General features: G+C 71.3%; 3 protein-coding genes. 2 read left to right on the top strand and 1 reads right to left on the bottom strand.

Features of this window, described 5'->3' with window-relative positions; genetic code table 11:
• Both R6V09_RS46955 and R6V09_RS46950 read left to right on the top strand, forming a co-directional pair.
• On the top strand, positions 1-1244 hold a 1244-nt coding region (locus R6V09_RS46955), incomplete at its 5' end, for an aldehyde dehydrogenase family protein (RefSeq protein WP_317887581.1).
• The gene (locus R6V09_RS46950) at positions 1241-2023 is read left to right on the top strand and encodes a 3-oxoacyl-ACP reductase (protein WP_019064934.1); all 783 of its coding nucleotides are present in this window, start codon (positions 1241-1243) and stop codon (positions 2021-2023) included. The genes R6V09_RS46955 and R6V09_RS46950, both read left to right, overlap by 4 nt.
• A gap of 45 nt (positions 2024-2068) precedes the next feature.
• On the opposite strand, the gene R6V09_RS46945 is transcribed toward R6V09_RS46950, so the two are convergent.
• Entirely contained in the window at positions 2069-3271 is a 1203-nt protein-coding gene (locus R6V09_RS46945) for an amino acid deaminase/aldolase (RefSeq protein WP_317887580.1), read from the bottom strand.
• Between the last annotated feature and the right edge of the window lie 1156 nt (positions 3272-4427).

Below are 4427 nucleotides of genomic sequence, written 5' to 3'. Positions count from 1 at the left end.
TGCCGCCCGCCGACCGCGCCCGGCTGCTGCGCCGCTTCGCGACCGCGGTCGACGAACACCTCGAAGAACTCGCCCAGTTGGAGGTGCGCGAGGCCGGGCACACGGTCGGCAACGCCCGCTGGGAGGCCGGCAACGTCCGTGATCTGCTCGACTACGCGGCCGGGGGAGTGGAGCGGCTGACCGGACGCCAGATCCCGGTCGCGGGCGGCCTCGACATCACGATCCTCGAACCGCTGGGCGTGGTGGGCGTGATCGCGCCCTGGAACTTCCCGATGCCGATCGCCGCCTGGGGCACCGCCCCGGCGCTCGCGGCGGGCAACGCGGTCATCCTCAAGCCGGCCGAGACGACCCCGCTGACCGCGCTCCGGCTGGCCGAACTCGCCCTGGAGGCAGGCCTTCCCGAGGGCCTCTTCCAGGTGCTGCCCGGCCACGGCCCGGTCGCGGGCACCGCGCTCGTCGAACACCCCGGCGTCGCGAAGATCGTGTTCACGGGGTCAACGGCCGTGGGCAAACAGGTGTTGGCAAAGGGCTCGGAACTCCTCAAGCGCGTCACCCTCGAACTCGGCGGCAAGAGCCCCAACATCGTCTTCGCCGACGCGGACATCGAGGCCGCCGCAGCCGCCGCCCCCATGTCCTTCCTCGACAACTCCGGCCAGGACTGCTGCGCCCGCACCCGCATCCTCGTCCAACGCTCCGTCTACGACCGGTTCCTGGACCTCCTGGCCCCCGCGATCGAGGGGGTGACGGTCGGTGACCCGGCCGACGAGAAGACGGACATGGGCCCGCTGATCTCCAAGGTCCAGCTGGAACGCGTCCGTTCGTACGTCACCGCCGACCTGGACGGCATCCGCGGCACGGCGCCCGAGGGCCCCGGCTTCTGGTTCCCGCCCACCGTCGTCACCGGCGTCGACCCGCACGCACGCGTGGCCGTCGAGGAGGTCTTCGGCCCGGTCGCCGTGGTGCTCCCCTTCGAGGACGAGGCGGAGGCGATCCGCCTGGCCAACGCCACCGACTACGGCCTCTCCGGTTCCATCTGGACCCGTGACGTCGGCCGCGCCCTGCGCGTCTCGGGGGCCGTCCGGGCCGGCAACCTGTCCGTCAACTCCCATTCCAGCGTCCGCTATTGGACCCCCTTCGGCGGCTTCAAGCAGTCGGGGATCGGCCGCGAACTCGGCCCGGACGCGCTCACCGCCTTCACCGAAACCAAGAACGTCTTCATCAGCACGGAGGGCCCCGCACAGTGACCTCAGAGATTGTTTGCCGGCGACTCGTCGGCCGTACCGCCGTCATCACCGGAGCCGGCAGCGGCATCGGCCTCGCCACCGCACGCCGGCTCGCCTCCGAGGGCGCCAACGTCGTCTGCGGCGACATCGACGAGACCCACGGCAAGGCGGCGGCCGACGAGGTCGGCGGGCTCTTCGTGAAGGTCGACGTCACCGACCCCGAGCAGGTCGAGGCGCTCTTCAAGGCCGCCTTCGACACCTACGGCAGCGTCGACATCGCCTTCAACAACGCGGGCATCTCGCCGCCCGACGACGACTCCATCCTCGACACCGGACTGGAGGCCTGGAAGCGCGTCCAGGACGTCAACCTCACCTCCGTGTACCTGTGTTGCAAGGCCGCCATCCCCTACATGCGCCGCCAGGGCAAGGGCTCCATCATCAACACGGCGTCCTTCGTGGCGCGGATGGGCGCGGCCACCTCCCAGATCTCCTACACCGCCTCCAAGGGTGGCGTGCTGGCCATGTCCCGTGAACTGGGAGTGCAGTTCGCCCGCGAGGGCATCCGCGTCAACGCCCTCTGCCCGGGCCCGGTGAACACTCCTTTGCTCCAGGAGCTGTTCGCCAAGGACCCGGAGCGGGCCGCGCGTCGCCTGGTCCACATCCCGGTCGGCCGCTTCGCCGAGGCGACGGAGATCGCCGCCGCCGTCGCGTTCCTGGCGAGCGACGACTCGTCGTTCGTCAACGCCGCCGACTTCTTGGTCGACGGCGGCATCTCGGGGGCGTACGTCACTCCGATGTAGGTCGTGAACCCCCGCCGGAGCGGGGGCAGTTGACCCCGTGAGTGCTCACAGGAAGGTCATGCCCTCGCCCCGGTAGGTCGGGACGGTGGCCGTCACCCGGTCGCCCTCGATCAGGTGCAACGCGTCGAACCGCTCGCACAGTTCGCCCGCCTTGGCGTGCCGGAACCACACCTTGTCGCCGATGAGCAGGTCGTCGGCGGGAGAGCCGAGCAGCGGCGTCTGCACCTCGCCGGGCCCCTCCTGGGGGTCGTAGCGCAGACCCTCCGGCAGATACGGCACCGGGAGCCGGTCGGGGCCGGTGGCACCGGAGGCGGGGTAGCCGCCGCCGAGGACGGTGACCACGCCGACGCCCGGGCGCCGTACGACGGGCTGGGCGAAGAGCGCGGCCGGACGGCCGGTGAACGACGTGTAGTTGTCGAAGAGGCGCGGCACATACAGCCCTGAACCGGCCGCGATCTCGGTCACGGAATCCTCGGCGGCGGTGTACTGGACACTGCCGGTGCCACCACCGTTGACGAACTCCAGATCCGGTACGACGGCCCGCACGGCCCGCACCACCTCCGCGCGCCGCTCGGCGAGTTCACGCTTGGCGGTGGCCTGCATCAGCCGGATCGCGCGGGAGCGGAAGGGCCGCCCGGCGACGGAGTCACCGACACCGGCGATGTGCCCCTCGTAGGCCATGATCCCGACGACCTTGAAGCCGGGGCGACGCGACACCGTCCTTGCGATGTCGGCGAGTTGGTCGGGGGAGCGGAGAGGGGAGCGCAGCGCCCCCACCCGCACCCGGCCGCCGAGCATCCGCAGCGCGGTGTCCAACTCCAGGCAGACACGCACGACTTCGGTGCCGCCGTCGCGTGAGTCGTCGATGAGCTTGAGCTGCGCCGGGTCGTCGATCATCACGGTGACGGCGGAGGCGAGCTTGGGGTCGCTCGTCAGCTCACCGAAGGCGGCGTGGTCGGCGGAAGGGTAGGCGAGGAGGACGTCGTCGAAGCCGGAGCGGGCGAGCCAGAGGGACTCGGCCAGGGTGAAGGACATGAGGCCCGCGAAGCCGTCCCTGGCCAGGACGCGTTCGAGGAGGGTTCGACAACGGACGGACTTGCTGGCGACGCGGACCGGCTTGCCGCCGGCCCGGCGGACGAGGTCGTCCGCGTTGGCATCGAAGGCGTCCAGGTCGACGATCGCGAGAGGGGCGTCGAGGTGGGCGGTGGCCCGGTCGTAACGGGCCCGGTCGGCGGCGCGCGCAGTCATGAACGCAGCCTGCCAGACAGGATTACCGCAGGGTAGGGGGACGTTCCGGGCAGATGCCCCGGGGGCGTGGACTGGTTCCCGTTCGAGCGGGGGCAACCCGTAGAGTGACGCGCACGCACGGAGGAAACGCCGCCGGTCGTTCGACCGCGCCCGGGATGGCGGTCCGCCGCGGCGGGTATGCGTGCTCGGGATGACTTTGTTTATTTGTGTGCGTGCCGGGTGAGGCGGGGCGGACGCCGGTGCGTATACGAACAAGGGCAGGAGCACACCGGCCCGCAGACGAACAAACGGTGGCCCGGGTACGAGGAAACGGGGGGTGCATGAGCACGGAAGCGCGACGCGCCCCCGTACCGCCGCATCCCACCTCGCCGCAGTCCCCTTCGGGTTCGGGGAATTCGACGGCTCCTGTGAACGCGACCGACCCCCCTGGCCAAGCGGGCCCGGTGGACCCGTCGACGCGAGCGGTGCCGGGCGGCGCGGCGGACGCGCGGGATACGGCAGACACAACAGGCGGGGAATCGGACGGACCGTATTCCGGTACGCAGGATGCGCAGGGGCAGTCGAACGTGCAGGGTAGACCGGGTGCGGCGTCGGCCGGCAACGGAAGCGGAAGCCGGGGCGACGGGAACGGCAGGGCGACCTGGGGCGGCGACCGGCCCGGTACGGGATGGTGGGAGGGCGGCAACGCGAGGCGTGCGGCTCAGCGGAGCGCCGGGGCTGACGTGGGTTCGGTTTCCCCGGGCAATGACTTCGAGAGCGACGCTTTCGAGGAATTCGAGAACTTCGAGAGCGACGGCTTCGCGAACAATGGCTTGGGGGCCCGCGATGGGTCCGGGTCGGCAGCCGGTGCCGGTGCCGGCACCGGGTCCGGAGCTGGCGCTGGTTCAGGTTCTGTCGGAGCGTCGGCATCAGACTCCTCCGACACCCGGCCGCGCTTCCCCGGGCTTCGGCCCTTCTCGCCTTTTCCCGCCGACGCGGTGAGCCCGCCCCCTCCACCGGCCTCGGCACGCTTCCCGGACACACCGCCGGCATCCGGGACCGACCCGCGCCGCGCGAACCCCGAACGACCCGGTACCGTCCCGCCCCGGCCACCCCACCGGCCCACGGCGACGACGGGCGGCAGCGAAGCACCCCGGGAAACCACGCCGGAAACGAG

Source organism: Streptomyces sp. W16 (genome assembly GCF_033194735.1).
Classification (GTDB): domain Bacteria; phylum Actinomycetota; class Actinomycetes; order Streptomycetales; family Streptomycetaceae; genus Streptomyces.
Note: the sequence above shows the minus strand (reverse complement) of the source record. Positions and strands in the feature narration are given on the sequence as shown.